Raw genomic sequence first — 26,433 nt, 5'->3', positions numbered from 1 at the left:
TAAAATTTAATATTTACTTTCAATTCTGGTAATGGCAGCATCTCCCCAAAGTTCCTCGATATCATAGTACTCACGTACTTCTTTCTGGAAAATATGCACCACTACGGTAACGTAATCCACCAACACCCACATCGCATTTTCTGTACCTTCTACGTGCCATGGTCTGTCTTTAAGATCGTTTCTTACTTTTTTCTCTACGCTGCCTGCAAGTGCGGCTACCTGCGTATTTGAGTTTCCACTACATATTACAAACGTTTCCGCTACTGAATTTTCAATCCTGGACAGATCGAAGATCATGATATCTTCTCCCTTTACATCCTGGATAGCTTCAACGATTTTATCTAATAATTCTTGCTTTTCTGCTGTTTTATTCATTAAAAAAATACTATAATCTGCAAATTTATTGTTTTTTCTTTACTTTAGCCTTACTTTTAGGCTCTGAAAGTCTTAAAGTTTTCTTAAATGACCCCACTATTCTACCTGAAAGACTGCTCTTCTACTAATGACGAAATTTCTAAGTTTTTACTTTATGAAAATTCAGATTTTACAGGACTGCATACCTTCAATCAAACCAAAGGCCGCGGACAGTACGGAAATACATGGGCTTCACTGGCCGGAAAAAATCTTGCCTATACGCTGGCGGTGAAGACTCAGAACTTTTTCCTCTCTGATTTTCTGTTCAATTATTATACCGCAATCATTATCCGGGATTTCCTTGCCAATTTGACTGGTCATGCCGTAAAAATCAAATGGCCGAATGATATCATCCTTAAAAATAAAAAAATTACAGGGATTCTGATCGAAAAGAGAAAAATTAATCAAAATAATTATTTCATTATTGGAGCAGGTTTTAATATCCTTCAGGAGAATTTTGATGAAATATCCAATGCAGGCTCTATTCTGACGCTGACAGGGAAAGTTTTTAACCTTGAAGAATTTACGTCACAGCTTCACACTTTCATGATTGAAAAACTGAAAAACATTCCTTCTGAACAGGAAATCCTAAGCCTTTTCAACCAAAATCTCTTCCGGAAAGATGAGATTTCCGTTTTTGAAATTGAAAAAGAGCGACAAAATGGCATTATCCGCCGGGCAGACGAAAACGGAGAACTCTGGATTGAGCTGGAAAATGACGGCATGAAGAAGTTCTACCATAAAGAGGTAAAGCTCCTCTACTGATCTTACTGATTGGCTCTTTTGAGGTACAGATACAGGGTAAGCGGAAGAAACACCATGTTAGGCAGCCACATGGCCACAGCAGGAGATAAACTCTTGTTCTCGGAGACCACTTTCAATGCTTCAAAAGAGAAAACAAAAACGAACGCAAGGGAAATCCCTATGGCAAGGTTTACCCCAAGACCTCCTCTTTTTTTCTGGGAAGCCAGCGAAAGTGCCAGGAATGTAAGAATAATAATGGAAACCGGCATGGATGTCCTCTGGTGAAATTCATTCAGGTAAGAATTCAGATTGCTGTTTCCTTTACCTTTTTCACGTTCAATAAACTTGATGAGTTCAGGAGTGGTTTTATTCTGCCCGAGAAGTTCATTCGGAAAAAGTTCTTCCGGAGAGTGCCCGAAACTTTTCCTGACATCAAAGCCAGTGTTCAGCTTCTCTGTATCATCTTTATTGATGGTCTTTTCCAGGTAACTTGAAAGGACAAACTGTTTTTTGTCTTTATCCCAGGAAACTTCAGAAGCTTTCAGCTCATACATCAGCTTTCTGTTTCTGTCAAATTTCTGATAAACGAACCCCGATCCTCTTTTTTCCATTTTATTCCAGGAATTCACGAAGATGTATTCTGTTTTACTGAGCTGTGCAGATGCAGGAGCTGTTCCCAGGATTTTCTCTTTATTGGCTGCGTTATAGGTATAAGCCTCCAGTCTGTTTTTCTTAATATTCGCCCACGGAAGAACGAGGTGATTCACGGTGAGTGACAGCAGGGCTATCAGAACTGAAGTATATAAATAGGGTTTTGCAAACCTGTGAAAACTGGCACCACTGCTGATCACAGCAACAATTTCCGTGTTATTGGCCATTCGGGAGGTGAAATAGATCACGGAAATGAACACCAGAATAGAGAGGAAGGTCACCACAAGATTGAGAATCCAGAAAGGATAAAAGTGCATCAGAAAATACACCAGATCCAGTTTCGGATCAATCGCTTTGGCGTTTTCTATTCTTGGAATCTTTTGCTGAACATCGATGACCAGCACCACAATAGACAGCAGGATCAGCATGAAACTGAATGTTCCAAGATATTTTTTGATGATGTATCTGTCTATAATTTTGATCATGTCCTCTCTTTATTTTAAAGCCTTTGTCTCAATACCGGAACGACAGAGTTTTTCCACTCATAGAAGTCTCCTGCCATGATATGCTCTCTGGCTACTTTTACCAGATCAAGATAGAACGCAAGGTTATGAATGGATGCAATCTGTTTGGCAAGATATTCTTTGGATACGAAAAGATGGCGAAGGTAAGCTTTTGAATATTCCTGATCTACGAAACTGGTCCCGAATTCGTCCAGGGGAGAAAAATCGGCTTTCCATTTTTCATTTTTCATATTCATCACGCCCTGCCAGGTGAAAAGCATAGCATTTCTTGCATTTCTCGTCGGCATTACGCAGTCCATCATATCGATACCTAATCCTATGGATTCCAGAATATTCCACGGTGTACCCACTCCCATAAGATATCTTGGTTTTTCTTTCGGAAGGATATCAGTAACCTCGTCGGTAATTCTGTACATTTCTTCTTCAGGCTCTCCTACGGACAGCCCTCCGATGGCATTCCCCTCTGCTCCGGCTTCTGAAATAACTTCTGCGGATATTTTTCTGAGGTCTGAGTAGGTAGATCCCTGAACGATAGGGAAAAGCCTTTGTTTATGCCCGTAAAGTTCTTTATTCTGTTCCGTCCAGTCAATACATCTCTTCAGCCATCTGTGGGTAAGCTCCATGGATGATTTTGCCTGATTGTATTCGCACGGATAAGGGGTACACTCGTCAAAAGCCATAAAAATATCGGCTCCGATCTGTCTCTGGATCTCCATCGATTTTTCGGGAGTAAACATATGATAACTTCCGTCGATATGGGATTTGAATTTCACTCCTTCTTCAGACATTTTTCTGCTTTTGGAAAGGGAAAACACCTGAAATCCTCCTGAGTCGGTAAGAATCGGGAGATCCCAGTTCATAAACTGATGAAGGCCTCCCGCCTGCTGCATGATTTCCATACCGGGACGGAGGTAAAGATGATAGGTATTCCCCAGAATAATCTGGGCTTTAATGTCTTCTTTTAATTCTCTCTGATGAACCGTTTTCACACTTGCCACTGTTCCGACAGGCATAAAAATAGGGGTCTGTATCTTCCCGTGGTCTGTAATAATTTCTCCTGCTCTTGCTTTTCCTTCAGAGGTTTTTTCTATATTAAAAAATTTCATCTGTATACTTTTTGCTTACCCGTTATACGGCTGGTGTTTCTGTACACGAAACCCATTTCTTCATTAATGATTATTTATTGAGAACCGGCAGATCTCCCCTGTTGTTCATCTTATCCCTGATGTACTTTTCTGCTTTCGGATCTTTTTTCAGAAGGATAAGCTGGGACTCTTCCACAATTTCCTTCATTTTATCTTTTACAACGTAATATTTGAAACTTTCTACAAAGTCTTCAGATTTCACATTGTGAGTTTTCAATACAAATCTTGTTCCTGCTTCCAGATTTTTGTCCGGATACATATTGACCGTCTGGTCATTAACAGCAAGATCGGCCAGAATTTCAGCCATAACATCTTTCCCCAGCAGGTTTTCAGGCTTATCGATATAGTCTCCGCAGGAGAACATACACATCATTATAAAAATGAAGATCAGTTTTTTCATAACCGGTTGATGATTGATTTCCATTTCAAGTTTAAAACCCCAAAAACAGCTTCATGAATAATTCCTCCGTTCATTTTGCTTTCACCCAGAATCCTGTTGGTAAATATAATAGGCACCTCTACAATTCTGAATCCTTTTTTGAAGGCCCTGAATTTCATTTCAATCTGAAATCCATAACCTTTCAGTTTTACATTGTCAAGTCCTATCTCCTCAAGTACTTTTCTTGAGAAGCAGACAAATCCTGCCGTTGTGTCATGAATCGGAAGTCCCAGGATAAACCGTACGTATTTGGAGGCAAAGTAAGAAAGAAGCACTCTTCCCATAGGCCAGTTGACCACATTCACTCCTTTTGAATACCGGGATCCGATTGCCATATCGGCCTGAAGACAGGCTTCAAAAAGCTTGGGCAGATCATTGGGATTATGAGAAAAATCGGCATCCATTTCAAAAATATAATCGTACCTGTTTTCAATAGCCCATTTAAATCCGTGGATGTAGGCTTTTCCCAAACCGTCTTTTACGTGTCTTACAGACAGGTGAAGATAATGGGGAAATCTTTTCTGAAGATCCTTCACCACTTCAGCGGTTCCGTCCGGAGAGGAATCATCCACAACAAGAATATGAAAGTCATCCTCCAATGCAAAAACCGCGGAAATAATATTTTCAATATTTTCCTTTTCGTTATAGGTGGGGATAATGACTAGTTTTTTCATTTCAGTTTGCAAAGATAGTTTATTTAACCTTTTTATTTTATACAAAATAATCTATAATTTTGCAAAAAATATTCCTTTGCCGTTATCACAAAACTTTATAAACCACGTAAGAATACCCGAGAACAATGATTGGGTAATTTTTATCCTGCTGGGATGTATATTTTTATATGTCTTTATGATGAATATTATAGAAAGGGATGCCAGCCTGAAAGACTTTCTGCTTCAGAAATATTTTGACGCGAGCAACAACCTGCCGAGCTGGATCATTACGTCCTGTGTAACGGCACTTACCCTTTCCGTTCTTATCTCCCAGTACATTCCGATTGTTCCCAAATATATAGCCGATCTTCAGCTTTTTGGATATCAGCTTAATAAATTCGGATATACATTTCTGGCTGTTCTCTTTTTTTATCTTTCGAAATCTGCACTAGGCTTTTTATTTTATCAAAGTATAGGAGACGGCAAAAAATGGTCTGTTTTTTATTTCACCGCTACCAAGTTCTATTTTATTCTGTCGTTTTTACTGATAATTCTTTGTGTAGCCCATTATTATTTCCCCGTAGACAGAAATAGAATGTTTTTATATTATTTTTCATTCTTTGCTTTTGTGTTCATATTCAAGGTGTTCTTCTATCTGTTTCACAAAAACAATATTCTTCCTGAAAAATGGTATTATAAATTTTTGTATATTTGCACCCTCCAAATTGCACCTTTATTGCTGCTTTGGAAGTTGTTATTTTTTTAATAAAAGTCAATGATGAGAATAAAGTCTATATTGGTTTCTCAACCAGCGCCAAGTGAGTCCTCTCCATATCTGGATATAGCGAAGAAGGAAAAGATAAAGATTGATTTCCGCCCTTTCATCCACGTCGAAGGAGTTGACAACAAAGAACTCAGAACGCAGAAGATAGATCTGACGCAGTATACGGGTATTATTTTTACCAGTAAAAATGCGATTGATCATTACTTCAGGCTTGCTGAAGAGCTTCGCTTTTCAGTTCCTGACACGATGAGATACATCTGTCAGTCTGAAGCTATTGCCAATTATCTGCAGAAACACATTGTATACAGAAAAAGAAAAATCAGCTTCGGAGAAAAGAATTTCTCGGATCTGCTTCCTCTTTTCAAAAAATTCCCATCTGAAAAATACCTCCTGCCGTCTTCTGACGTGCTGAGCCCGGATATTGTAAAGACTTTGGACACTGCCAGCGTAGACTGGACAAGAGCAATCATGTACCGTACGGTTTGCAGTGATCTTACCGATATTACCATTAAGGATTATGACATGCTGATTTTCTTCAGCCCGCAGGGAATAAAATCTTTACAGCAGAACTTCCCGGACTTCAAACAGGAAGAAACCAAGATCGGTGTTTTCGGAAATACCACTTTAGCTGCCGCAGAAGAAGCAGGACTGAAGGTAGATCTGATGGCTCCTACAAAGGAAACTCCATCTATGACCATGGCACTGGAAAAGTATATTAAGGCACTGCATAAGTAGTCTTTCATACAGAAAATAAATACAGCCGTCTTTTCATACAGGAAAGATGGCTTTTTTTTAATTAAATTTGAACAAAATTTAATATTGAATAAATCGTGTGCACTTAAAATGTACCGCAGACGATAATCCGCACCTTAAAAAATTAAAAAATCCGGATGAAAGCTCCACAGGCAAAAAAAATAGAAAAACTACTTGAAATACACGGTGATAAAAGAACAGATCATTATTTCTGGCTTAACGAAAGAGAAAATCCTGAAGTGATCAGATACCTGGAAGAGGAAAACGCATATGAGGAATTCGTGATGAAAGACACAGAACCTCTTCAGGAAGAACTTTTCGAGGAAATGAAAGCCCGCTATAAAAAAGACGATGAATCTCTACCTTACTTCTTCAATGAATACTGGTATATTGTACGTTATGAAGAAGGAAAAGAGTACCCGATCTTCTGCAGAAAACACAAAACACTGGACAATCCGGAAGAAATTGTGGTTGATGTCAATATCCTCGCAGAAGGTGAAAATTATTTTGAGGTAGGAAGCGTAGCCGTATCCCCAAATAACCGGCTGGCTTCTTTTTCAACGGATAATGTAAGCCGCAGGATTTATACCATCAATTTCAAAGACCTGGACACAGGAGAAGTTTTCCCAGACCAGATTCTGAATACGACCGGCAAGGCTGTATGGGCCAATGATAATGAACACGTTTTCTACATCAGAAAAGATGACAGTCTGCGTGCCTTCCAGGTATACAGACATAAACTCGGGACCGATTCTTCAGAAGACGTTCTGATCTTTCATGAGGAAGACGATACTTTTGATGTGAATGTTTTCAAAACCAAGTCTCTGGAATATATTTTCATTGCCAGCTCAAGTACCATCTCCGATGAGCACAGGTTTATTCCTTCCGACAATGTTTTTGCAGAGTGGACTGTCATTCAGCCAAGAATAGATGATCTTGAATATTCCGTAGAACATTATAAAGATGAATTTTACATCATCACCAATGCAGATGATGCTACTAATTTCAAGATCGTAAAAACGAAAATCGACAATTGCGGCATGGAAAACTGGACAGATGTTATTCCTCATCGCGCCGAAGTTTTACTGGAAGGTTTTGAGATCTTCAAAGATTATCTGGTTCTTGAAGAAAGAGAACAGGGACTTCTGCAGATTAAAATCATTGATGAAAGAACTCAGGAATCCCACTACCTGCCTTTTTCCGACCCAACCTATACCGCGTATATCGGGATCAATATGGAGTTTGATACTGAAGTACTCCGTTATGGCTATACTTCTCTTACACAGCCAGGCTCCACCTATGAATATAATATGAAGGAAAAAACCACCGTACTTCTGAAACAGCAGGAAGTTCTGGGCGGAAAATTCCATCCTGAAAACTATATTTCGGAAAGGATATGGGCAGATTCCAGAGACGGGAAAACCAAGATTCCTGTTTCGCTGGTTTATCATAAGGACACCAAAAAATCTGCGGATACGCCACTGCTTTTATACGGTTACGGAAGTTACGGCCATACCGTAGATGCAAGCTTTTCCAATGTAAGACTTTCTATTCTGGACAGAGGTTTTATCTACGCCATTGCCCACATCCGCGGCGGGGAATATCTGGGAAGAGAATGGTATGAAGATGGAAAAATGCTCTCTAAGAAAAATACTTTCTTCGATTTTATCGATGCCGGGAAACACCTGATCAGAGAAAACTATACTTCATCCAGACATATGTATGCGATGGGAGGAAGTGCCGGAGGCCTTTTGGTAGGTGCCGTTGTAAACTATGAGCCGGAACTCTTCCACGGAATTGTGGCCCAGGTTCCTTTTGTAGATGTGGTAACCACCATGCTTGATGAAACCATTCCTCTGACGACCGGAGAATACGACGAGTGGGGAAATCCTAATGATGAAGAATACTATCACTACATGAAAGAATACTCTCCTTATGACAATGTGGAAGCTAAAGATTATCCTCATATGCTGATCACAACAGGCCTTCACGATTCCCAGGTTCAGTATTGGGAGCCGGCAAAATGGACGGCCAGGCTAAGGGAATTAAAAACAGATTCCAACCTTTTATTATTTAAAACCGACATGAGCTCGGGCCACGGCGGAGCAAGCGGAAGATTTGAATCATTGAAGGAAGATGCACTGGAGTATGCATTCCTGCTGAAAATAGATCAGGAATAACAGCTCTTTTTTAAAGTCAGAACTAAGAAAATTTAAAATCAAATATAAATCATCATAGATCAATTATATGAATGAGTCTGAATACTGGAAAAAAATAGAACAGTTTTTTGAAGACAATTTCCAGACTGAAAAAAATCCTCCGATTGAAACGCTTCTGTTTCTGATCGGGCTTCAGGAACTGGGAAGTGGACAGCAGAAATATACAAAAGACGATAAAGTAAATCTGATACACATTGCAGTATGCAGATTGCTGGAACCCTTCGGTTATTATAAATTTACTCATTATGAAGACGGATGGCCTCAGTTTGAAAAGCTGGAAGACCTTCCGGAATTAAGACCGAATGAACAGTCTCTTCTCATGAAAAAAGCGATTATTCACTATTTTCAGGAAGAGAACCTGATATAAATACGGACGGTAACCTGCCCGGATATAAAAATCAGCCTCACCAATGGGGCTGATTTTTTTCATTTCTCCAGGCACTGTCCGAATCCGGGCTAAAGGCTGAAATATGGAAGAAAGAAGAATTGAAGTTACATTCAGCTGTATGCTGTAAGATCAGATGATCTAAAGACAAGCATTTATTATGGATGGCATTCACAACTGCCCTCTTCCGGTATCAAATCTTCATTAATCAGAAATTTTTCACCCCAAAAGTTCTTCCAATTGGGTAAGTCCCATTTTGAAGCCTTCTTCAAATCCCATTTCCAGCATTTTGCTCATGATTTCCCGGGACTGGTAATGAATATTAACAGTCACTTTCGTACCCTCTTCCACACCTGTAAAACCGATCAGCCAGTTGGATTGCGGAGAATCATCATTTACCTTTCCGTTTTCATCACAGAAAGCACTCATCCAGTCAAAGCTTCTGTGCTCAATGATTTCACCGTATTTTGACCGGGAATAGGCTTTTTCTCCGTTAGGACCTGCCATTGCATACAGCCAGATTCCGCCTTCACTAAAATCCTGCTTCAGGGTTTCACATTTCCACGGTTTCGGTCCCCACCATTGATCCAATAATCCGGCCTGCGTAAAATGGTCCCATACTTTTGAGACATCAGCATTATAAATTTTCATTACATACACTGTTTTCGCGTCAAAATCTTTGTTGAAAGTGATATTCGATTCCATAAGTAATTATTTTTGATAAAGTTACTGCTTTATTGATGGAGAATACTTTTCATATGGCAGGTAAATTCAAACATTTAACAGCGGCTGCCCAGATTACCGGCTCTTATTCCGCATTGAAATCAGTTTATCCTTTCAGCCAGCTGATCCATTCATGGGCCACCTGGGTCCAGTTATCTGTTTCGTAATCCGGCTGCCCGTTCTTTAGAGGAAAAAAATTATGATCACACCCAAAATAAGATTTAAAAGTATAGTTCTTCTTATGATTCTGAATCGTCAGCACCTGCAGATAATCATTAAAAATTCCGTTCTGATCTTTCGTTCCGTAGGTTACGATTACAGGAATTTTCAGTTTTAATAAATCCTGAGTGAAGTTTTGAGAAAGGGTATAATTATAAAAGCTGGTATTTTCCTGGTCTGTTTCTTTTTTGTCACTGTTTGCCACTGTTTTTTTCCAGAAATCAATACTTTCGGTATTCCAGCTTTCTTCTTCATCCGTACTTTGACGGTTTTCACTGATGATGCTCATTATTCTGCCCAAAGGATTACCTCCGGAATATACAAGATGAGTAATTTTTTTATTGTGGGCCGCCATTTCCAGTGCGACATAGGAACCTTCGGAATGTCCGGCTGCAATTATTCTTTTTGCATCTGCCCAGGGCTTACCCAGCAGTTTTTTCAGGATAAAATTATTACGGCTGTAATAATAATCCAGATTATTGTTAACGATATACTCTACGGGAGGAAGCCCGTCTTTGGGATAGCTGAAGTTTTCCTGTAAATTCTTCTGATCTTCCGTGACCGGAATTGCCGGTTTGCTTACGACAATTAAATGATAATCTTTGGTGATAATATCCAGATCGAAAGGTAAAAAAACAGGATAAGTGCCTTTGTCCGTAGTATACTGTAATGGTCTCGCAAGACTTCCCTGGCAAAAAAAGAACAGGGGTTTCTTACGGTCTTCTTCCCCCTTTTGTGAGCAGATAATATAATGAACAGAGGTACCTTTATATTTATCGTTATATTCCTTTATAACTGTATTCTGAGAAAAACTTACAGTGTACAGTAGAATAAGGAATAAAGAAATTTTTATTTTCATTTCAGAACTGACATTTTCAACAAAAATATTTAATTTTTTTCGTTAATTTTTTTTAAATACCAAAGTTTATCAGCTTCTTTTTGAAACCGCTTATTTTCTTCCGGATATTAAATCAATAAATATTTTTTAATATGTTGAACTAATTGACAACAAGGGTTTAAATGTCTACTTAAACATTCCGTCAGAAGGGAGTTAGTGAGTTACAGTCTTTAATTTCCTGAAAGATTATTACACTTTAATTCATAAATAAACGTTAAAAAACACACTTTTAAGAGAAATAACACAATTTTTTGGCTCGTTTTTTGTTTATGAAGTCTTAAAATAATTAATTTTAACATTCATTTTTTGCAAACGTATAAAAAACTGTAAATGAATAATAAATTCATCCCAATAATTTCGGTGTTTATGACGATCTCACTGATTGTCTTTGTTACGCTCCAATTTTATTGGCTGAAAGGTTATTATGGTGCACTGGAACAGGATTTTTCCAATAAAGTGTATTCTGCTTTAGAAAGCACTTCAAAAAATATTGAAGAGATTGAAGTGGATAAATACCTGAATAAGGATAACAATAATCTAAGAAATGATATTCTCGCCAGCAAGGATCAGCCTTCATTAACCACCATTCAGCAGGTACAGGATTCCGGCACTCAGAGACAGATCATTTACTCTAAAAACATCATCTCCAAAACACAGCTTCCCATCTCTAAAAAAGGAGATTCTGTGAATCTGACCACTTTGTATACCGATGAAGCGGCCTACAAGGTGAAAAGGGATACTTCCAACCGGGAACTGCTGACCACCGATATCAACAATGATATTGAGAGTGGCGACTATTCCATGAAAAATTTTGTAAGAATAGTCGGAACCAATCTTCCGATTACCAAAAGAGTGGATCCTGTTGTTCTGGATTCCGTTATTGCCAAAGAGCTGAGAATGAAGGGAATTACAGCAAAATTCGGTTATGGGGTTACCGATAAAAGCAACAAACTTACCAGCATCGTCAATAAAGCTTTTAGAGAGAAAAAAGATAATAACACTTACAGCTATCCGCTTTTTACAGATAATAAAAATACCACTTTATATACGCTGGCCCTGGTTTTCCCCAAAAAAGAATATTCTCTGGCTATGAACAACTGGCCGATGCTTCTGGGAACTTTCCTTTCGCTGCTTACCATTCTGGGAATCTATATTATTTCCATCAATTATATGATGAGGCAGAAAAAGCTGGCAGAAGTGAAGACCGACTTCATCAACAATATGTCGCATGAGTTCAAGACTCCCCTGGCCACCATTTCAGTTGCCACGGATTCTCTGGCCAATGACAAGATTGCCACCAATCCGGATAAGGTAAAGTATTATTCTGAGCTGATCAAGCAGGAAAATCTGAGAATGAAAAAACAGGTGGAAAACGTCCTGAATATGTCGAAGCTTGAAAGAAATGAAGTGGAGCTGTTTCTGAAGGAAACCAATGTAAGAGAACTGATCAAAAGGACAACAGAGTCATTCAACCTTATTGTGGAGCAAAGAAACGGATCGCTTACCCAGGAATTCAATGCTTCTCACTATAACTTTAAGATTGATGAATTTCACATTTCAAATATGCTGGTGAATTTACTGGACAATGCCAATAAATACTCTCCGGAAGCTCCGGAAATCCATGTGAAAACCAGAAATGAGGGACTTTGGTATGTGATTGAGATTTCCGATAAAGGAATGGGAATGGAAAGCCAGAATAAAACAAAGATCTTTGAGAAATTCTTCAGGGAAGAAACCGGGAATATTCACAATGTAAAAGGTCAGGGATTAGGGCTTTCATATGTGAAGAAAATTGTAGAACTACATAAAGGACAGATCATTGTAGACTCTCACAAAGGAAAAGGAAGTACGTTTGTGATCAAGCTGCCGATGAGCTGATATACATAAAACCAGATAACAAAATATAGGAAGATAGAGTGAGAACGTTCATTCTTATTTATTAATTTTTAATGATTAAAATTATGAGCAACAGAATATTATTAGTAGAAGACGATCAGAGTTTCGGAGCTGTGCTTAAAGATTACTTAACGATCAATAACTTTGAGGTAACCCTGGCAACAGATGGAGAGCAAGGACTGAAGGAATTTACAGAGAATGAATTCGATATCTGTATTTTTGATGTGATGATGCCGAAAAAAGACGGGTTTTCATTGGCTGAAGATGTGAAAAAAATCGATAAAAATACCCCAATCATCTTCCTTACGGCAAGAAATATGAGAGAGGATATTCTTAAAGGTTACCAGCTTGGGGCTGATGACTATATTACGAAGCCATTCGACACAGAACTTCTCCTGTATAAAATCAAGGCCATTCTTCAGAGAAGCTCTACCCTGGAAAATGAAGAACAGGAACAGTTCAAGATCAGTAATATTTTCTTTGACTCTATGCTGAGACAGCTTAAAGTAGGCGATAAAGAGTACAAACTTTCGCCAAAAGAGAATGAACTTCTTAAACTTCTATGCATCCACAGAAACGATTTCATGCCGAGAGATCTTGCCCTGAGAAAGATATGGAAGAAAGAAAATTACTTTACCGCAAGGAGTATGGACGTATATATTGCCAAGCTGCGTAAGCTTCTGAAGGATGACGAAGGTTTGGAAATCATCAACGTACACGGAGAAGGTTTCAGACTTTTGGTTAAAAATTAGATCTAAAATCCGATTATAAATAAAAAATTAGCAAAACAATTGAAAATGTTTTGCTAATTTTGTTTCATACGATTGGATATGAAAAATACACTTTTAGGCGTTATCGCTGTTTCCGTACTTGCTGTTTCATGTAAGAAAGATGAAAAAGCCACTTATCTGAAAGAAGAAGCAGGTGTACAGTCATCAGGTATGGCTGTGAATTCTCCTAAAGCCTCCCTGATGGATCAGGCAGGTATCCAGTCCAATACCAATCCCGCTCCTATGGCAACAGCCCCCGGAATGAATCCCCCGCACGGACAGCCTGGCCACCGGTGTGATATCCCCGTAGGACAGCCGCTCAATGGCACTCCGCCGGCTCCCGCTCCCAATAATGCAGCCGCCAACAGCAGTAACAGCATCAATATAGATCCTAATTCCCTTTCACCGGGAAAAGTAATGATCGACAATAACGGGAAGCAGGTAAAAACTGCTCCGGGAATGAATCCTCCTCACGGACAGCCAGGCCACCGATGTGATATTCCGGTAGGACAGCCTCTTAACAGCAAACCCGCTCCGGCACCACAACCTGTACAAAACATAGTACAGAATACACCGGCTCCGGCACCCGCTCCGCAACCGACAGGTGAAAAACCTAAAGTAAACCCGGCTCACGGAGAACCCTGGCACAACTGCGCGGTAAAAGTTGGTGATCCTTTGCCATAAATTTCGTATTTTTGCAGTCATGAAGCTGTTTCACATTCTTGCAGTTGTTTTTTGCCTGGGAATTTTTTTAGTTCCTAAGGACAGCTTCTATGCACAATCTATGCAGGAGACCTGCTGTATGGCAAAATCTGAGAAAAGTGACTGCTGTAAAGATCATTCTTCAAAAGAACATAATGACAGCAAAACAAAATCGTCATGCAATGATGACTGCTGCTCATCCTGTGTTGCATGCTATACCTTTATAGAAACCCCTTTTTCAAAAAGTCTGCGCTTTGAACTTTCTTATTATAAGAAGAATAAAAATCCGCAGTTCCAGTATTCAGACCCCTACTTATCAGACCGTTTAAAGGAGATCTGGCAGCCGCCTAAAATAGGTTAATTACCCTACGGAGTGTTCATTACATCTTTTAATGAACCGTTTTTTAATTAATCTAAACTTTAAACAAAATGAAATTATCTATTTCCAGGTTTATTCTTGGACTATTGATCCTGTCTGTACAATTTATATCAGCCCAAAATCTTACAAAAAACCGGTTTCAGGTAAAAGGAAACTGTGATATGTGTAAATCAAGGATAGAAACTGCGGCTAAAAAAGCAGGTGCCAAAACGGCCGTTTATTCTACTGATCTTCAACAGTTAACCGTAGAAACCGAAGCGAATATATCTACTGATGAAATTTTAAAGAAAGTAGCGGAGGCAGGCCACGACAACGAAAAATTCAAAACATCCAACGAAACCTATGAAAAGCTTCCCGGATGCTGTCACTATGAAAGAGATCTTCAGCCATCTGCAGCAGAACCCCAGCATCATAACCACGAGACTGATGCTAAAAAAGACAATGAGTTCTATGTAAGAGGAAACTGTGGTTCATGTAAAGCCAGAATTGAAAAGGCTGCAAAAGGAGCCGGAGCAAATGCCGCAGAATGGAATGCCGAAAAGCAGACTGTCGTTCTGAATTTCGATCCTGCAAAAACCTCATCAGATAAAATTTTAAAAGCAATTGCTGACGCAGGACATGATAACGAAAAATTCAAAGCGTCAGATGCAGTTTACAATGGACTTCCCGGATGTTGTCTGTATGACAGGGAATTTACCTTCGGGGAAGCCAATCCAAAAGTTCATTATGAAGAAGGGACCGCAAAACATGAAGATCATAAAGAACATACGGCAACAGCTTCTGAAAAAGATCATTCCCAACATGAAAAAAGCATTGACGGAGTTGTCGTAACTGGTTCTAAAGCAGCAACTGCTTTAAGTAAAAAGGAAGCCGGGCTGGTTTTTAATATTGATAAAAAGGAGCTTTTAAAGGCAGCCTGCTGTAATCTGTCTGAAAGCTTTGAAACCAACGCGACAGTAGATGTTTCTTTCAGCAATGCGGTAACAGGAACCAAACAGCTGAAAATGCTGGGGCTTGACCAGAAATATACCAGCCTTACCAAAGAACTTCTTCCGGAAATCAGAGGTCTGGCTTCTGCTTATGGGTTAAACTTTATTCCGGGAAGATGGATTGAAAGTATTCAGCTGACAAAAGGCGGAAGTACGGTTACCAATGGGTACGAGAGCATCACCGGGCAGATCAATACCGAGCTTCTGAAAAATGCCAAAGAGCCGGAAACTTCCCTGAACCTTTTCTCGGATTTCAACGGAAGAGCGGAAGCCAATATCACCAGCGTATCTCCTATCAACGATAAATGGTCACAGACCTTCCTTCTGCACGGAAACGGAACTTTCGGGAATACGGATATGAATGATGACGGGTTTCTGGACAGACCGAAAGGGACGCAGATTAATGCCGCCTACCTGCTTAATTTCAATGATCTTGAAAAATCCGGTTTCGGATCTCATTTCGGAATCAATTTTATCAGGGATGAAAGAACGGCCGGACAGACCGGATTTGACAAAAAACTGCCCCAGGACAAGCAGTCGGCTTACGGTGTGGGTATTGATATTTCAAGATTCCAGGTATGGAACAAAACGGGTTATGTATTCAAAGGAAAGCCTTATCAGAGTTTAGGCTGGATGAATCAGTATGTATTCCATCAGCAGGACAGCTTTTTCGGGCTCAGAAATTATAACGGTCAGCAGCATACATATTATTCCAACCTGATCTTTGAAAGCATCATCGGAAATACCAACCATAAGTATAAAGCGGGAGCCAGCTTTTTATATGACGGCTATAAGGAAACTTATTTAACGGATGATCTGAGAAGAAATGAAATTGTTCCCGGTATTTTTGCGGAATATACTTTAACAGGCTTAAAATATACGTTAGTAGCCGGTTCAAGGGTAGATTTCCATAATCTGGCAGGAACCCAGTTTACACCAAGACTTAATTTTAAATACGATTTCACTCCCCAGACAATTTTAAGGCTTTCTGCAGGAAGAGGATTCAGAACAGCTAATGTTTTTGCGGAAAACCAACAGTACTTTGCTTCCAACAGAAGTATTCAGATTCTTCCGAACAATGGGAACATCTATGGACTGAAACCGGAAATCGCATGGAACTACGGAGCCAGCTTACAGCAGGAATTTAAGCTTTTCGGAAGAAAATCTACCGTAATCGCTGATTTTTTCAGAACGGATTTCCAGGATCAGGTGCTTGTGGACCTGGACAGATCTCCTCAGCAGCTTACGTTCTATAATCTGGAGGGAAAATCCTTTGCCAACTCTTTCCAGACTCAGTGGGATTTTACGCCTTTCAGAAATTTTGATGTAAGGCTTGCTTACAAATATTATGATGTACAGGCAGATTATATCGGCGGAAGAAGGGAGATTCCTTTTATGGCCAAGCACAGAGGTTTCGTCAACCTTGCTTATGCTACCAGTAAAAATGATAAAGGCGGATTCTGGAGTTTTGATACTACGCTGAACTGGGTAGGAAAACAAAGGTTACCTGATACTTCCGGCAATCCTGCAGAATTTCAGCTTCCGGTGTACTCCGATTCGTACGCTGTACTGAATGCCCAGATCTCAAGAAACTTCAACAAGAAGATCAGAGCGTATGTAGGAGGTGAAAATTTAACTTCTTATTATCAGAAAAATGCCATCGTTGATTTCAGGAATCCTTTCGGAAATTATTTTGACGGAGGAATGGTATATGCCCCGATCATGAAAGCGAATTTCTATGTGGGACTGGATGTAACGTTTTAAACCCGTCCACCTCATATATTTTACTGATTTTTTACGTAAGAATATAATAAAGCTTATAGGTTTTTGAACCTATAAGCTTATTTTTTTATGCAATGTTTCATTTAGCTGATCCGGAAGTATTGAAAACCATTGTAAATTAAATTACCCTAAAAAGATAAAAACAAACTCAGGACTTATTTTTAATGACCTTCATAACTTTTTCCTCTCAGCTCCAACCAGTCTGAATCAGTTTTTTTATCCCGGACTAAGGTTATTTAGTATGCTGTAAACTGTTCTCAAATTTGCCCGTATTAAGGTTCTGCGAGACCAACATATTAATCAATATAATTATCAGGTCGCTCCTACGGAGCTCTCCTTAGATCATCTATTAAATGCTATGAACAGAGTACTCCTACGGAGCACTTAAAAAACTCACAGTATCATTTTTTTACAAAAATTTATACGTTGATCATCAGTTATAACACTTACTATAATAATATAATTCAGATTTTTTTATCCCGAATCGAGGCTATTTAGTATCCTGTAAAATTGTTTTCAAATAAAATTTAGCCAGCTCCTTACAAAGCTTTTGTATTATCATCCGGCGTATAATCCATAAAAAGATCTCCATCCAGCGTCACCGATTTCACTTTTTTCTTGATGGGAATAGCCAGATCTGTCTGCTTCTGGTTTTTCTCCCAGAGAGCGGGTGAAAAATGAAGTTTTTCTGTCGTTCCGTCTTCATAATTCAGAATAGCATCAAAAGGGATGGCAAATCCTCCCACGTTGTCTACGTTTACCGTAAGAAGATCATTAAGCTGTGAGGCCCCTTTTACTTTCAGATCAATATAATTATTGGTGTAGAACCAGTTATTGAAGAACCAGGTCAGGTTTTTGCCGGATCCTGTATTCATGGAATTAAAATAATCCCACGGAACAGGGTGTTTTCCGTTCCAGTTATCCATATAATGGTGTAATGCTTTTTTGAACAGTTCATCCCCCAGATAATCTTTAAGAGCCAGATAGGAAAGAGAGGCTTTTACGTAGGAATTGTTTCCGTATCCTGCTCCGCTTACCTGCGTACTCATGGTAATGATCGGCTGATCCTGTTCTGCGGAAGGGTCTTTGATCCATTTTTTCACTCTGAAGTTTTTATAAAAATCTTTTGCTGCAGCTTCACCGTTCTCATCAATTCCGATGAGATATTCCAGTGTGGTTGCCCAGCCCTCATCCATAAAAGCATACCGGGTTTCATTGATTCCCATGTAGAAAGGGAAATAGGTATGGGCAATCTCATGATCTGCCGTGAGTCTTGCATCCTGGAAATTATCCGGGATACTGCTGTCGTTGATCATCATTGGATATTCCATATCGGCATATCCCTGGATGGCGGTCATTACATTATAAGGATATTCCACGCCCGGCCAGTTTTTCGAGAACCAGTCTAAATTATAGCGCATCCAGTCTGCATAATGCTCAAAATCTTTAGCTCCTGTTTTGTAGGCTGCCTGCACGCTCGCTCTTTTGGTTTTCAGCTGAACACTTGCGGCATCCCAAACGTAATGACTGCTTAATGCAAAGCAGAAATCGGTAATATGGCTGGCTTTGAATTTCCAGACATTCCATTTGTTGGGTTTGGTCACTTTTCCGGATCTCATTTCCTGCTCAGTGGCAATATGTATCACTTTATCGCTTTTCAATGAGCTTTTATATCTTTTCAGATATTCCGGCTGAAGAACTGCTTCGGGATTCAGGAAATCCCCGGTAGCCCAGACTACAAAATTCTTCGGCGCTGTAATACTGAAACTGTAATCATTAAAGTCGTTGTAAAACTCCTGCCTGTCGGAGTGTGGCAGCATATCCCAGCCATTATAGTCATCATAAACCGATATTCTCGGGAATGAATAGGCTACGTAAAAGGTTTCAGGGTCAATCTGCCCTTCCCTTCCGCTCTGTACAGAAAGCGGATATTCCCATTCGATCTTAATCTCAGCTTTGGAACCTGCTTTAAGCGGTGTATTCAGTTTTACTTTTTCAACGGTACTCCAGTCGTCACTGTTGATATTATACTTTTCACCATTCACAATGAATGATCTGATATGAAGGCCGGAAGACAAAAAATCCTTTGAAACGAAGCCGGACCTCGGAGACTGCGGCTTATGAAGGTTATTCACAAATCTTATCGCCAGCTCATTAAGCTGATCCGGGCTGTTGTTGCTGTATATAATCGTTTCTTTTCCTGAAACCATTTTTGTTCCTGCATCTACCTTTACGTCTACATTGTACACTCCTTTATTCTGCCAGTAATTTTTGCCGGGTGCTCCGGAAATATCCCGGGTTCCTTTTTCATATGCTTTTTTAATATTTCTCGGCATATACAGTTCCTGAGCAGAGACCAATTGCATCGATACAGCAACAGTCAGGGCATAAAGAAGTCTTTTCATGTCTCCAATTTTTAAAAATCGGTATCAAAATTAGCGAAAATGTGACACAGAATGACCATTTCTTTTATAATAATGTTTTATGGATATTAGTTTTACATTGAAATTATTTACAGCCGGCTCTGTTCATCCGTTCTTTTTATGCTTTTAACATTCTTCACCGACTGATTTCCAAAGTTATACTTTAAAGAAAGGGTGAAGCCCCGGGTATCTGAGTAATCCAGGAAATAATTATCCTGATTGGCATATTTCGTACTGACCTTCTGCTCCATACTCCTGAAGATATCATTGAAAATAAAAGACGCTTCTAATTTCTTATTCAAAAATTTACGGTTCATTACGAAATAGGCAGACCACCTACCTGAAATTCTGAATGTTCCCTGTACTCCTGGAGAATAATACCTGTGCCCAAGTTCCATTTTCCAGTCGCTGCTCTTATCCAGCGTAAAACTTGTGGAGACATCGGAAACCCAGTTCCATATTTCATTTTTGTACAGCTGATCATCAATTCCTTTAAAATAATTTTCGTTATGTTCCAGATTCTGAGACATCACAACATTCCACCACGGCTTAACCTGGAAATTCTTATAAAGGCTGAGACCATACGCCTGATCTTTTTCAATATTGGTGAAATAATAGATCATCTGGTTGGTACTCGGTTCCTGGAAAGAGATTTCCATAGACGGATACAGTTCTTTCCGGTAATAGAGTTCTGCGTTCCAGCCTTTCCATGAGTAGGTAAGATTCAGGTTATGGATGATCGTGGCTTTCATTTTCGGATCTCCCTGATAATAGGAGAAAAGATTGTAATAGGATTTGGCGGGGTTCAGCCAGGAGTAGTAGGGTCTGCTGATCCTTTTTCCATAAGAAAACCCGAACTCATGTTTATTTTCTGTGGTATACTGGGCATAGAAAGTAGGAAACAGGCTCCAGTAGTTATTTTTATTCTGTTCATAAGGCTCGGATACCACTCCCTCAAGATCTGTCATTTCTGCCCGGAGACCTCCTTTAAAATTCCATTTTCCGAGGTTGTAGGCTAATGAGGTATAAACGGCAAAATTATGTTCCTTATAGTCGAAGAGGCTGCTTTTTTCCGGTCTGTACAGGAGAGTTCCGCTTTGATTATCTGAAAAACTGAGGCTGCTTTCTGTTTTCACAAAACTGTATTTTGCTCCGGATTCCAGCTCTATTTTATCTCCTTTCCACTGATAATCTGCCTGTGTGGAATATAATTTTATATCGGTTTTATTCCGGGTAAAAAAATTATCTTCCCGGGGTGTCTGTCCTGCAAAGTTCAGTTCTGTGATCACATTCTGGTATTTATCACCGTTGTTCCCGGTAAAATAACTGATCCAGGAAATGCTGCTTTTCTTATTCAGTTTCCGGTCTGCCTGGAAGCTCAGGGAATTATTGCCGGTACGTGAGTGATGGTCATTAACTGTGGTATAGTTGGATTCCACCGCATTCTGAGCATTATAGATGAGGGTAGGCACGTAATAGGTACCGAAAGATTTCGGTGAAAAATATCCTGAATAATTCAGGCTGATATTGGTAAGGCTGTCTATCTCATATTCTGCATTGAAATTTACCGTGTTCTGTGCATTGTTTTTATCCTTACGGTTCATAATGCTTACCCAGCGGGTCTGGCTTTCCTGATAATTGACAACATCCGTCCCTTCCCGGTAAAAAGTTCCCATTCCTCTGTAATAGCTTCCCATCAGGGAAAGTTTATCTTTTTTATAATATTGGGAAAGACCCACATTTCCTTTGGCATATTGGGTCTGCACGTATTTGGAAGAAAGAATTCCACGATAGCCTTCGATCTTATTTTTCTTCATCACAATATTAAGCACGGCACTTCCGGAAGCTTCATATCTGGCAGGAGGATTCGTAATGACTTCTACGGATTTCACATCGTTTCCCTGTGTATTTTCCAGAAGATTTTTCAGTTCATCTCCTGTCAGCATGACTTTTTTATCATTGATTGTTACCAGGATCGCAGTGCTTCCCTTTACCGTAAGAACATCATTATTTACCGTTACATTGGGTGTTTTTTGAAGGATCTCCCATGCATTCAGTGTAGAGATATTACTGTTTTCCACATTAAATTCCAGCCGGTCTACTTTTCTTATCACCTGGGGTTTCTGTTTAGTCATTACAATTCCCTCTATTTCCCGGGTGGCTTTCTTCAGAATGATCTTCAGCATTTCACGGCTTTCTTTTAAAGCAACCGTTTTTTCAAACGGAGCATAATCTGTTTTTTTCACAGCCAGCCTGACTGAGTCACCGGAAATTCCTTCCAGTAAAAAATATCCTTTTTCATCTGACTTTACCGTTCGGATCAGTTCGTTATTCAGGTTATAGACCTCTACTTCCGCAGCAGATATCTTCCTGTTCTCTGCATCCGTTACCATTCCTTCGGTCTTCTGCTGCTGGGCAGAAAACATCAGTGGCAGAAGCAGAAAGAGACAAGCTTTATACATATCATTAGTTTTACTGCACAAACTTCCGGATTCGTAGAGAGAATATCGGTTAACGAAAGGTTAATGGCAGGTTAATGCCTGTTTGGGGAAATACGAAAGTTTTATCTTTGCTGTGATGATCACCAAAAGTAAATACCTGATTGCCTTATTCGCAACTCTATTCCTGCTGTTGCTGGGAATACAGGTTTACTTTATCTACAAAACCTACCAGGTAAAGGAACGTGAGGTGTACAGAACCATCCAGGACGGGCTTTCCGAATACACTGACAAGCTGGAAGACATCAGCAGTGTGAAAGAAATGAAGGATGATTCTCTTCAGAAAACATTCATCCGGTATTATGACAAAGAGATCAGCCAACAGGAATTTCATAATTTCTTTGTTGAAAACAGAAGAGCCATCAAAGAAAGGCTTCTCCGCTATCTCGACTACCGTTTGAAAACCAACGGCTACGATATTGCAGCAAAAATAGAATATACATCTATCATTCATATACCGGACAGTACCCGTCTGATCGACAAACCTATTCTTCTTTTTGAAACCAGTAATAAAGTTACCAATCCCAAAATCACCAATGAAGGGAGCTGGGAAACTTCATCAAAAAATGAATCAGGGAAAAACAAATTTAAAAACAACTCATTTCTTGTTAAAAGCAAAACAGAATTTGAAATATCAAATATCAAAAGCATTGTTTTTAAGAACCTTACTTTACTGATCTTATGCTGTATTGCGCTATTGGCAGGCGTTATGATGCTGTATATTTTCACGGTAAACAACCTGGTCCGCCAACAGAAGCAGGTAGAAGTTCTTCACACAGTTGTAGATAATATTTCCCACGAGTTCAAAACTCCGATCGCCACGCTGAAAATAGCATCAAAAACACTAAAAAAAAACTGGGATCCTGAAACACTTCCCCTTATCGACAGGCAGATCAGCCGCCTTGAAAATCTGATGTTCCAGCTTCATAAAGATGATTCGGAAAATGGCCTGAACCGGACTCAACCTGAAGACTGGGATTTTTTCATCCAGGATCTGGCCTTCACATATCCCCTGATCCGTTTCGAAATGAAAAATAATATTTCAGATGTACTTCCTTTTGATAAAAACCTGATGGAAACCGTTATTAAAAACCTCTGTGAAAACAGTGTAAAGTATGGTGCTTCAGCGGTAAAGATCTCCTTCAGCGGGCTTGCGGAATATGTAGAAATAGAAGTAACGGATAACGGACAGGGTATAGAGAAAAAAGAACTTAAAAATATTTTTGAAAAATTTTACAGGATTCAGCCCAATAATATCCACAACAGCAAAGGACTTGGGCTTGGACTGTACTTTGTAAAGAACATCGTGAACAAATACCGCGGAAAAATTGATGTTTCCAGCTCTCCTGAAACGGGAACCACCTTTAAAATAATCCTTCCTTATGAAAACTAAAATCCTTTTGGCAGAAGATGATCCGGATTTCGGTATGATCCTGAAACAGTACCTTGAACTGGAAGATTTTGAAGTAATCTGGTATCAGAATCCTGAAGATATTCTGCCACTTTTACAATCAGGATTTCCTTTTCACTTAGGTATTCTGGATATTATGATGCCGAATATCGACGGCTTTTCCCTTGCCAAAATGATATTAAAGGAAAAAAATGATTTTCCGCTGCTTTTCCTGACCGCCAAAAACCAGAAAATAGACCGTCTTACCGGACTGAAGATCGGAGCAGACGATTATATTGCCAAGCCCTGCGATCCCGAAGAACTGGTCTTGCGCATCCGGAATATCCTGAAAAGAATACAGCCCGCAGCTTTCCCGCAAATGATGAAAATAGGAACCTATTCTCTGGATACGGAGAAACTCCTGCTTTCCCATCATGAAGGAAACGTCCGTCTCACAGCCCGTGAACAGGAGCTTCTGCTCTATCTTCTGAAGCATAACCAAAGTACCATCAAAAGAGATGACATTCTGGATACTCTCTGGGAAACAAATGATTATTTTACAGGAAGAAGCCTCGATGTATTCATCAGCAGGCTAAGGAAATATTTTGTGCATGATCCCCACATAAAAATCCAGTCCCTCAGAGGGATAGGATTTGAAATAGATTTCCCCAAAGACTGAATCTGCCTAGAAGGAAAGCTCTGCCAAAACAGGGAAATGATCTGACGGATACAGCAGGTTTTCCCGTCTGTCGTTGATGTGCCTGTGGGATTTTATTCTGAATCCTTGTACAAAAATATAATCGATCCTGTCTTTAGGTATTTCGTTTGTATTGAACGCAGTGAATGTTCCCACCGGACCGTAATGTTTCGTTTCTGAATGGTAAAAGCTGTCTTTCAGATTCTGTGAAAGGATCTTTACAGGTTCCGTATCATCTGTAAGGTTGAAATCTCCGCTTAACGTTACCGGAAGGTTTCCGGGATTAATTTCCCTGATCTTCTTCAGGATAAGATCAGCAGACTTCACTCTGGCTACATTTCCTACATGGTCGAAATGAAGATTCATCGCCAGGAATTCTTTCCCCGACTTTTTATCTTTAAAAACAGCGTAGGTACAGATTCTGTTCAATGCGGCATCCCATCCTTTGGAAGGTTTCTCCGGGGTTTCTGAAAGCCAGAACGTTCCGGATTTCAAAACTTTAAGCCTGTTTGTATTATAAAAAATAGCAGAAAACTCACCTTTTTCTTTTCCGTCGTCTCTTCCCACTCCAACATAATCGTAATTCTTAAGTCCGTTTTTAATGTCTTTCATCTGCTCCGGAAGTGCTTCCTGTACTCCAAAATAATCAGGATGATAATAGGTGAGCAGATCTGCAACATCCTGTTTTCTTTCCGGCCATGCATTATCTTTGTCCGATGCTACGTTCAGCCTGATATTGAAACTCATTACGGTAAGGTCCTGTGAAAATCCCAGTGCGAAAAGCATGAGGAAAATCATTGAAAATCTGAAATTCATAAGCTATTTTATCAATAAGAGACAAAAATAAAACTTCTCTGCGACAGGGAAGCTTTATTGATGTAATTATATTGTTAAATTATCTTTTTCTTCTTCTATGGATATAAAATAATCCTGAAATGCATCTTCTGAAATCGGCTGCTTACTTTGAAGCTTTACAACGCCAATGGTTTTATAATGGGCCATCAGCCTGATTTCTCTGTTTTTGAGGAGCGCTTCAAGTTTTTTAAAATTGATATCTTTCTTTAAAACAGCAAGGTATGTACTCATATGTATATCTGTATTAAACCGTTTCCTATATCTCTGTATTTCAGGCCTTCAATGGGTCTGGCCCTGGTTTCAATGAGTTCCCAGATCTCTTTCGCAGATTTATCGGGAAACTGTTCCATGTATAAGGCCGCAAGCCCTGTAACATGAGGAGCAGCCATACTGGTTCCGCTCATGGTGTAATACAGGTTACTTTTATTTTTTGAATTTTTGGGATAAGCACTTATGATATCCACACCCGGGGCACAAACGTTGATATTCCCTCCGGTAGAAGGATTAAGGCCGGCATTTGAAAACCTGGCGACCTTCATCTGCCCGTCAATGGCGGCAACCGCCATTATGGATTTTGAATTGGCAGGCATTGAAACGGGCTGCGGAATCTGTGGTCTGTTGCTGTCATTACCTGCTGCTGCTATGATAAGGCAGTTGTTTTCCAGTGCCCTCTCGCCTATCGTTTCAAAAAGAACAGAAGGGGGATCATTAAGTTTCACGGGAGATGCCAGCGAGAGAGACAGTATTCTGATTTTTTTTGTAATAGCCCAGTCTATGGCATCAATTACGCTGCTTGTAGTTCCTCTTCCGCTGTCTGAGAGTACTTTGGCGATTTTCAGATTGCAGTCTTTTGCAATTCCGTACCGTTTTCCGATATCGCTGCGGATATTTCCGGAGGCCACTCCTGCACAATGGGTTCCATGCCCATTGGGATCTCTGTTCCAGTCTTCCCCGTCAATGAAGGATTTTCCCTCTATTTCCCGGGATGAAAAATCGGGATGGGAAGTCTGAAGTCCCGTATCCAGAATGCAGATATCAACTCCTTTTCCTGTATATTGTGCATTTTCCAGCCCGATAGCTTTCAGTCCCCACTCCATTTCAATCAGCGGTTTTTGCGGCAGGGGTTTGTTGGTGATGTATTTTTCGAGTTCTGAAATCTTTTCCGCTATTCCGGCTGACTGTTTTTTCAGTTCACTGATCAGCTGTAATTCATCAGCGGGAAAAAATTCCCGTTCTTTTTCATAATACACAATAGCGTTCGATTCATTTTTTACTGCGCTTTTCAGTTGCTCTTCATCCATATTCTCAACGACAAGAACTCCCAGGTTTTTGTACAGCACACTGTTATCCTGGTCTATAATATCATAGGCACGGTTTTCTTTGGAGAGAAGTTCTGAAGAGGTAATACTCACTTCCAGTTCTTTCTCTATTTTTCTGAGTGCCGGTTTCTGCTGGTTTTTCAGCAGCACTATATATCTTCCGGTTTCCATGATGATCTTTT

At 39.7% G+C, this 26,433-nt stretch carries 24 protein-coding genes; 12 read left to right on the top strand and 12 right to left on the bottom strand.

The window, feature by feature from the left end; translation table 11 throughout:
- Window positions 1-6 precede the first annotated feature (6 nt).
- On the bottom strand, window positions 7-375 hold the full coding sequence (gene rsfS, locus AC106S_RS16145) for a ribosome silencing factor (protein ID WP_482440571.1): 369 nt from the start codon (window positions 373-375) through the stop codon (window positions 7-9).
- Between the two features lie 87 nt (window positions 376-462).
- Here rsfS and AC106S_RS16140 point away from each other — a divergent pair, with 87 nt between their 5' ends.
- Entirely contained in the window at window positions 463-1,179 is a 717-nt protein-coding gene (locus AC106S_RS16140; RefSeq protein WP_482440570.1) for a biotin--[acetyl-CoA-carboxylase] ligase, read from the top strand.
- A gap of 2 nt (window positions 1,180-1,181) precedes the next feature.
- On the opposite strand, the gene AC106S_RS16135 is transcribed toward AC106S_RS16140, so the two are convergent.
- From AC106S_RS16135 to AC106S_RS16120, 4 genes are all read right to left on the bottom strand, one after another.
- Window positions 1,182-2,291: an LptF/LptG family permease gene (locus tag AC106S_RS16135; RefSeq protein WP_482440620.1), complete on the bottom strand. Its 1,110-nt coding sequence runs from the start codon at window positions 2,289-2,291 to the stop codon at window positions 1,182-1,184.
- 17 nt (window positions 2,292-2,308) lie between these two features.
- Window positions 2,309-3,439 carry a tRNA guanosine(34) transglycosylase Tgt gene (gene tgt / locus AC106S_RS16130; RefSeq protein WP_482440569.1) on the bottom strand — a complete coding sequence of 377 codons (1,131 nt, stop codon included), beginning with the start codon at window positions 3,437-3,439 and terminating at the stop codon, window positions 2,309-2,311.
- Window positions 3,440-3,509: 70 nt separating this feature from the next.
- Window positions 3,510-3,878: a DUF4296 domain-containing protein gene (locus tag AC106S_RS16125; RefSeq protein WP_482440567.1), complete on the bottom strand. Its 369-nt coding sequence runs from the start codon at window positions 3,876-3,878 to the stop codon at window positions 3,510-3,512.
- Window positions 3,875-4,591, bottom strand: coding sequence for a polyprenol monophosphomannose synthase (locus AC106S_RS16120; RefSeq protein ID WP_482440565.1), 717 nt, complete (start codon window positions 4,589-4,591; stop codon window positions 3,875-3,877). The genes AC106S_RS16125 and AC106S_RS16120 overlap by 4 nt, the downstream gene beginning before the upstream one ends.
- Window positions 4,592-4,667: 76 nt before the next feature.
- On the opposite strand from AC106S_RS16120, the gene AC106S_RS16115 reads away from it, so the two are divergent.
- The 4 genes from AC106S_RS16115 (at window position 4,668) to AC106S_RS16100 (ending at window position 8,693) form a co-directional block, all read left to right on the top strand.
- A complete protein-coding gene (locus AC106S_RS16115) occupies window positions 4,668-5,336 on the top strand; it encodes a DUF4271 domain-containing protein (protein WP_482440564.1) in 669 nt (222 codons plus the stop codon).
- A gap of 12 nt (window positions 5,337-5,348) precedes the next feature.
- Complete coding sequence (locus tag AC106S_RS16110) at window positions 5,349-6,089, top strand: uroporphyrinogen-III synthase (protein WP_482440619.1); 741 nt, start codon at window positions 5,349-5,351, stop codon at window positions 6,087-6,089.
- A 155-nt stretch (window positions 6,090-6,244) separates the two neighbouring features.
- Window positions 6,245-8,287: a S9 family peptidase gene (locus AC106S_RS16105; RefSeq protein WP_482440563.1), complete on the top strand. Its 2,043-nt coding sequence runs from the start codon at window positions 6,245-6,247 to the stop codon at window positions 8,285-8,287.
- Window positions 8,288-8,354: 67 nt separating this feature from the next.
- Window positions 8,355-8,693, top strand: a complete 339-nt coding sequence (locus tag AC106S_RS16100; protein ID WP_482440561.1) for a hypothetical protein — start codon at window positions 8,355-8,357, stop codon at window positions 8,691-8,693.
- Between the two features lie 237 nt (window positions 8,694-8,930).
- Here the strand turns inward: AC106S_RS16100 and AC106S_RS16095 are convergent, their stop codons facing one another.
- A complete protein-coding gene (locus AC106S_RS16095; RefSeq protein WP_482440559.1) occupies window positions 8,931-9,416 on the bottom strand; it encodes an SRPBCC family protein in 486 nt (161 codons plus the stop codon).
- A 124-nt stretch (window positions 9,417-9,540) separates the two neighbouring features.
- The gene (locus tag AC106S_RS16090) at window positions 9,541-10,512 is read right to left on the bottom strand and encodes an alpha/beta hydrolase family protein (RefSeq protein ID WP_482440557.1); all 972 of its coding nucleotides are present in this window, start codon (window positions 10,510-10,512) and stop codon (window positions 9,541-9,543) included.
- A 369-nt stretch (window positions 10,513-10,881) separates the two neighbouring features.
- Between AC106S_RS16090 and AC106S_RS16085 the strand changes: the two genes are divergently transcribed.
- The 5 genes from AC106S_RS16085 (at window position 10,882) to AC106S_RS16065 (ending at window position 17,051) form a co-directional block, all read left to right on the top strand.
- Window positions 10,882-12,429, top strand: a complete 1,548-nt coding sequence (locus AC106S_RS16085) for a sensor histidine kinase (RefSeq protein ID WP_482440555.1) — start codon at window positions 10,882-10,884, stop codon at window positions 12,427-12,429.
- Between the two features lie 83 nt (window positions 12,430-12,512).
- Window positions 12,513-13,199 (top strand): response regulator transcription factor, encoded by a 687-nt coding sequence (locus tag AC106S_RS16080; protein WP_002982671.1) that lies wholly within the window; start codon window positions 12,513-12,515, stop codon window positions 13,197-13,199.
- A 72-nt stretch (window positions 13,200-13,271) separates the two neighbouring features.
- Window positions 13,272-13,901: a hypothetical protein gene (locus AC106S_RS16075; RefSeq protein ID WP_482440553.1), complete on the top strand. Its 630-nt coding sequence runs from the start codon at window positions 13,272-13,274 to the stop codon at window positions 13,899-13,901.
- 19 nt (window positions 13,902-13,920) lie between these two features.
- Complete coding sequence (locus tag AC106S_RS16070) at window positions 13,921-14,280, top strand: hypothetical protein (RefSeq protein ID WP_482440552.1); 360 nt, start codon at window positions 13,921-13,923, stop codon at window positions 14,278-14,280.
- Between the two features lie 68 nt (window positions 14,281-14,348).
- The gene (locus tag AC106S_RS16065; protein WP_482440550.1) at window positions 14,349-17,051 is read left to right on the top strand and encodes a TonB-dependent receptor domain-containing protein; all 2,703 of its coding nucleotides are present in this window, start codon (window positions 14,349-14,351) and stop codon (window positions 17,049-17,051) included.
- A 557-nt stretch (window positions 17,052-17,608) separates the two neighbouring features.
- On the opposite strand, the gene AC106S_RS16060 is transcribed toward AC106S_RS16065, so the two are convergent.
- Both AC106S_RS16060 and AC106S_RS16055 read right to left on the bottom strand, forming a co-directional pair.
- Window positions 17,609-19,474, bottom strand: coding sequence for a M1 family metallopeptidase (locus AC106S_RS16060; protein WP_482440549.1), 1,866 nt, complete (start codon window positions 19,472-19,474; stop codon window positions 17,609-17,611).
- Window positions 19,475-19,581: 107 nt separating this feature from the next.
- Window positions 19,582-21,954, bottom strand: coding sequence for an outer membrane beta-barrel protein (locus AC106S_RS16055; protein WP_482440548.1), 2,373 nt, complete (start codon window positions 21,952-21,954; stop codon window positions 19,582-19,584).
- Between the two features lie 82 nt (window positions 21,955-22,036).
- On the opposite strand from AC106S_RS16055, the gene AC106S_RS16050 reads away from it, so the two are divergent.
- Both AC106S_RS16050 and AC106S_RS16045 read left to right on the top strand, forming a co-directional pair.
- Window positions 22,037-23,383: a sensor histidine kinase gene (locus AC106S_RS16050; RefSeq protein ID WP_482440547.1), complete on the top strand. Its 1,347-nt coding sequence runs from the start codon at window positions 22,037-22,039 to the stop codon at window positions 23,381-23,383.
- Entirely contained in the window at window positions 23,373-24,059 is a 687-nt protein-coding gene (locus AC106S_RS16045; protein WP_482440545.1) for a response regulator transcription factor, read from the top strand. Before AC106S_RS16050 ends, AC106S_RS16045 begins: the two co-directional genes overlap by 11 nt.
- 6 nt (window positions 24,060-24,065) lie before the next feature.
- Here the strand turns inward: AC106S_RS16045 and AC106S_RS16040 are convergent, their stop codons facing one another.
- The 3 genes from AC106S_RS16040 to AC106S_RS16030 all read right to left on the bottom strand — a co-directional run bounded on the left by AC106S_RS16040 (window position 24,066) and on the right by AC106S_RS16030 (window position 26,422).
- Window positions 24,066-24,893: an endonuclease/exonuclease/phosphatase family protein gene (locus AC106S_RS16040; RefSeq protein ID WP_482440544.1), complete on the bottom strand. Its 828-nt coding sequence runs from the start codon at window positions 24,891-24,893 to the stop codon at window positions 24,066-24,068.
- A 66-nt stretch (window positions 24,894-24,959) separates the two neighbouring features.
- Window positions 24,960-25,163: a hypothetical protein gene (locus AC106S_RS16035; RefSeq protein ID WP_482440542.1), complete on the bottom strand. Its 204-nt coding sequence runs from the start codon at window positions 25,161-25,163 to the stop codon at window positions 24,960-24,962.
- Window positions 25,160-26,422, bottom strand: coding sequence for a S8 family peptidase (locus AC106S_RS16030; protein WP_482440541.1), 1,263 nt, complete (start codon window positions 26,420-26,422; stop codon window positions 25,160-25,162). The genes AC106S_RS16035 and AC106S_RS16030 overlap by 4 nt, the downstream gene beginning before the upstream one ends.
- Window positions 26,423-26,433 lie beyond the last annotated feature (11 nt).

The organism is Chryseobacterium sp. FR054 (assembly GCF_056844565.1).
The sequence above is the reverse complement of the archived record's forward strand: the minus strand, read 5'-3'. Positions and strand labels throughout refer to the sequence as shown.